At 52.1% G+C, this 4,391-nt stretch carries 6 protein-coding genes; 1 reads left to right on the top strand and 5 read right to left on the bottom strand.

Annotated elements, in window-relative coordinates; all coding sequences use genetic code 11:
- The 5 genes from Q1B15_RS03640 to Q1B15_RS03620 form a co-directional block, all read right to left on the bottom strand.
- Positions 1–265, bottom strand: a 265-nt coding sequence (locus tag Q1B15_RS03640) for an alcohol dehydrogenase catalytic domain-containing protein (protein WP_299750298.1), incomplete at its 3' end; no start/stop codon positions are given.
- A gap of 9 nt (positions 266–274) precedes the next feature.
- A complete protein-coding gene (locus tag Q1B15_RS03635; RefSeq protein WP_299750295.1) occupies positions 275–1,552 on the bottom strand; it encodes a TRAP transporter large permease in 1,278 nt (425 codons plus the stop codon).
- On the bottom strand, positions 1,552–2,055 hold the full coding sequence (locus Q1B15_RS03630; protein ID WP_299750292.1) for a TRAP transporter small permease subunit: 504 nt from the start codon (positions 2,053–2,055) through the stop codon (positions 1,552–1,554). Before Q1B15_RS03630 ends, Q1B15_RS03635 begins: the two co-directional genes overlap by 1 nt.
- 73 nt (positions 2,056–2,128) lie before the next feature.
- Positions 2,129–3,106 carry a TRAP transporter substrate-binding protein gene (locus Q1B15_RS03625; RefSeq protein WP_299750289.1) on the bottom strand — a complete coding sequence of 326 codons (978 nt, stop codon included), beginning with the start codon at positions 3,104–3,106 and terminating at the stop codon, positions 2,129–2,131.
- Positions 3,107–3,139: 33 nt separating this feature from the next.
- Positions 3,140–3,838, bottom strand: coding sequence for a GntR family transcriptional regulator (locus tag Q1B15_RS03620; RefSeq protein ID WP_299750286.1), 699 nt, complete (start codon positions 3,836–3,838; stop codon positions 3,140–3,142).
- Between the two features lie 126 nt (positions 3,839–3,964).
- Here Q1B15_RS03620 and Q1B15_RS03615 point away from each other — a divergent pair.
- A partial coding sequence (locus Q1B15_RS03615) for a mannonate dehydratase (protein ID WP_299750283.1) occupies positions 3,965–4,391 on the top strand: 427 nt, incomplete at its 3' end.

Raw genomic sequence — 4,391 nt, 5'->3', positions numbered from 1 at the left:
TAAGGGCAACCCGATCACCGGGTTTGAGACTGGTGACGTTGGGGCCAATGTCGCACACGGTTCCGGCGACTTCATGACCGAGAACAATAGGCTCTTTGACACGGATCGGTCCGAACCCACCGTCCTGATAGTAATGCAGATCTGATCCGCAGATACCTCCAGCCCCTATTTGGACAAGGACTTCTCCGCCACGCGGAGCCGAGACATCGGCGGTTTCAATACGGATGTCTTTTTGGCCGTACAATCGGCAGAGACGCGTTTGCATGGATTACTCCTAGGGCATCAGAACGGAAGGCAACCATGTAGCCAATGCGGGAATGTAAGAGACCAGCAACAGCACAATGATATTGGTTGCCAGAAAGGGAAGGATGGCCCAGACGACAGGTGTGAGCGGCAGCCGCGCAATATTGGCACAAACGAACAGACAAACCCCCACTGGCGGAGTTGTTAGCCCGATCATTAGGTTCAAGACTGCGAAAGTCGCAAAGTGAAGCGGCTCTATCCCGACCCCCTGCGCCAGAGCGAGAAGTGGAACAAACAGGATTATCAAGGCCGCAATCGTTTCCATAAACATGCCCACAAAGAGCAACAGGAGATTGATGATCAGGATCACCAGGAACTTGTTGTCGGTGACGGAAAGCACACCAGATGCTATTGCTTGCGGGATGCGTTCTGAAACCAATATCCATCCGAATACATTGGCAAATCCTACAAGAACAAGAATAGCGGCCGAAGACACGGCGCTGTCTATCAGAATTTTCGGAACATCCGATAGTTTCAGTTCGCGATAGACGAAGGCGCCAACGACCAGCGCATAGACGCTTGCGACCACGGCCGTTTCCGTTGGTGTCGCAAGCCCGCTTAGCAGTCCGTAGATAATCAATCCTGTCATCGCTAGCGCCCAAAACGCCGAGGAGAAAGAAAGCGCTAGCTCGGATACGCCCTTCCACTCCTGTCGTGGAAAGTTCTTTTTGACCGATATGATGTAGCAGGTCACCATCATCGCCAGCCCCATCAGAATGCCCGGAACGGCACCAGCAAGGAACATCTTGCCCACTGAAATTCCAGAGAGGGCACCGACGATGATCATCGGAACACTTGGCGGAATGATTGGTCCTACAGTTGAGGACGCCGCTGTTACAGCGGCCGCGAAATCTGCCGGATATCCGGCCTTTTTCATCCCGGGAATCATGACGCCGCCAATAGAGGCCGCATCAGCCACCGCCGTCCCGGTGATGCCGCCAAACAGCATAGAGGCCGCAATATTTGTGAGACCAAGTCCGCCGCGTATCCAGCCAACCAAAGCGTTTGCAAAGCGAATGATCCGCCCTGTAATGCCGCCGCTGTTCATCAGGTTACCGGCAAGTATAAACCCCGGAATACTCAGAAGAACGAACACATCCATGCCCGCATACATCTTTTGTGGCATCACCACAAAAGGGATGTCGGCGAAAAACAAGTAGGCGAGGGAAGCCACACCAAGCGAAATTGCGACCGGTACACCGGTGATCAGACCAAGCAGAAACACCGTAATTAGTATTGTGACATCCATCAGGCGTCATCTCCGTATTTCTCGGGGAGCCCGGAGGTCCCTGCCCAGAGCATTGAAACAACCCGCAGACCAGAAAATACGAGCAACAGGACCAGCAACACCAGAATACTGACGTGGACAAAGTCCATCCGCAGTCCCATTGCAGCCGAAGTTTGGAGGACCCCGATGGAGGTGTATTTCCATGCCGGGCCTAGCAAAATGAGGCATAGAAAGGCTGTTACTGTAGCCGAAAATAGCCGCAGGCGCCGCGGCCATTCGCCGGGTAAGGACTCGCAGATGACGTCGACATTTACCAGGTCCCCACTCAGTAACGATAGACCAACACCAAATGCTGCAAGATACAGCAACGCATATCGCGTCAATTCCTCGGTCCAGACCGACGACATTCCGATCGACCGACCGATAACCTGATACAAGACCGCGCCGATCAGCACGCAGAACGCAAGGCCAACCCCTGCGCGGCACGCTTTCACGACGATTGTTTGAATGCTCTGGATCGACATCGAAAATCCTCAGGCTTAATTGAATGCGGGGCCGGAACGAAACCGGCCCCGCACTTTAGGCTATACACCTGTTTTATTGGGCAAAAAGACCTTCAACGATTGGTTTTATCTCGGCGTTAACATTGGCCAACACAGCATCCTTGGCTTTGGCTGCATAAGCGGCACCGTCAACTTCGACAAATGTCATGCCCTGTCCTTCAAGGTAGGCGCGATCAGCATCAATTGACGCCTCGAACAATCCACGCTCATAGGCTTGTGCAAGAGCCGCCGCTTGCATGACTGCGGCCTGGTCTTCGGCAGACAGCTTGCCCCATGTGGATTCTGCGATGGTCAGATAAATCCAGGAACGCACATGCTCTGTCATGTTCACATGGCTTTGAACTTCATTGAAGTTCGCAGAGCGGATCAGCGCGAGTGGGTTTTCCTGAGAGTCGATTGTCCCGTTTTGAAGCGATGTAAATACCTCGGAGAACGCCATTGGGCCAGGGTTGGCTCCAAGTGATTTCCATACATCAACGAACAGCGGCACATTCGGCACCCGCATCTTCAGACCGTTCAGGTCGTCGGGTGAAGGAATGGGACGGTTTGATGTCAGGTTGCGGGGACCACGGGCAAAGTGGGCGATGGGACGGATTTGAGCTTTCTCAATTATCTGTGCCTTGATCTGATCACCGATATCACCGCTAGCGACTTGGTCCATATGCTCGATAGATTTGTAGGCGTAAGGCACGGCCAGAAGTGCGGCCATTGGTGCCCAGTTCTGCAGGCTTTCTCCCGTGATTGTCATGTCAACTGTCCCAAGCTGCATGCCATTAATAAGGTCAATTTCCTTGCCGAGCGACTCGTTGGGAAACACCTCAACGGCTATGCGCCCGTCTGTCAGCCGGGACAGCTCTGCACCGAATTTGACAGATGCTTTGTGCCAAGGGTTTGACTCGTTGGCCAAGTGACCAAGCTTCAGCGTCATATCCTGTGCGATGGCCGCGCCACCAATGAACTGGGAAGCAATCCCAGCTACGATGATCGTTGTAAGTGCCTTAGTTAATTTCATAGTCTTCCTCCAGGGTGTGTTGTTGAGTGGTGTCTATTGTTGCGTTTCAACAAAAAAATCAGGATTTTCGGCCTGAATTGCGGGGAGATCTGTCAGAATCTCATTGAGATGAACGCGGATCGACATCTCTGCTTGCCTGACGTCTCCGGTCTCGATGGAATCAACAATCTCTTTGTGTTGCTCGATCAATTTGGTCGTCGGGAAGAGGCTGAAACTCAGGAACCTAACCCGGTCCATCTGTGACTTCAGTCCTTCGATGAATCTCCAGACATTCGCTTTGTCAGCGGCCTCAGCAAGCGTCCAATGAAAGAGTTCGTCCAGCAGAATGAAGCGGGTTGGATCGTTGTGTGCCACACGCTGCTGCTCGGCCAATTGGGCGCGAAGCTCCTTTATAACAGCAGGATCAGATCTCTTCGCCAGAAGCTTTACGATGTCTGCTTCGATGGCCTCGCGCACGAACCGGGCCTCAAGAACTGTGACCGGGTCAATCTTTCTTACAATTGTACTGCGCTGAGGTCTGATCAAAATCAGCCCCTCTTCGGATAACTTGATGAAAGCTTCACGGACTGGCTGGCGACTTATCGAATAGGATTTGGCGATTTCCGATTCAGAAATTTTACTGCCTGATGCCAGATCATTTCTGACGATCCGTTCACGCAATATTCGGTGGAGCTGCGGCCCAATGGGCAAAGAGTGATCAAGATCCCAAACCGGACCGTGCGCAAACGGCATTAATTGTCCTTCCGAATCCCATATTCACCATACTTCCATACAAGTCAATAATCTTGTATGGAAGTATGGTGTATGCCATTTTTACCGTAATCTGATTGAATGTGCACGGTGTCGAAGGAGAGAAAAATGAGGCAAACTTGGCGATGGTTCGGACCGGCAGATCAGGTCACACTAAATGATATGCTTCAGGCAGGTGTGGAGGGCGTCGTGTCAGCGTTGCATCACGTGCCCACTGGGGACGTGTGGACTGCAGCTGAAATCGCACAGAGACAAAACGAAATTTCACGGCAGGCAGATAACGTGCCTTCCGGATTGAACTGGGAAGTTGTCGAGAGCCTGCCTGTCTCTGAGGATGTCAAGAAACAGCAAGGCGAATGGCGAACACATATTGCCAATTACAAACAAAGCCTTCGCAACCTTTCTGCTGCGGGTATTGGCATCGTTTGCTATAACTTTATGCCGGTACTTGATTGGACCCGCACTGATATTGCATTCCGTCTGCCCAATGGAGCGACTTGTATGCGATTTGATTTAACGGATTTTGTAGTCTTTG

Source organism: uncultured Boseongicola sp., assembly GCF_937988555.1.
In the GTDB taxonomy this organism is placed as follows: Bacteria; Pseudomonadota; Alphaproteobacteria; order Rhodobacterales; family Rhodobacteraceae; genus Boseongicola.
This window is presented reverse-complemented; position numbering and strand designations above follow the sequence as displayed.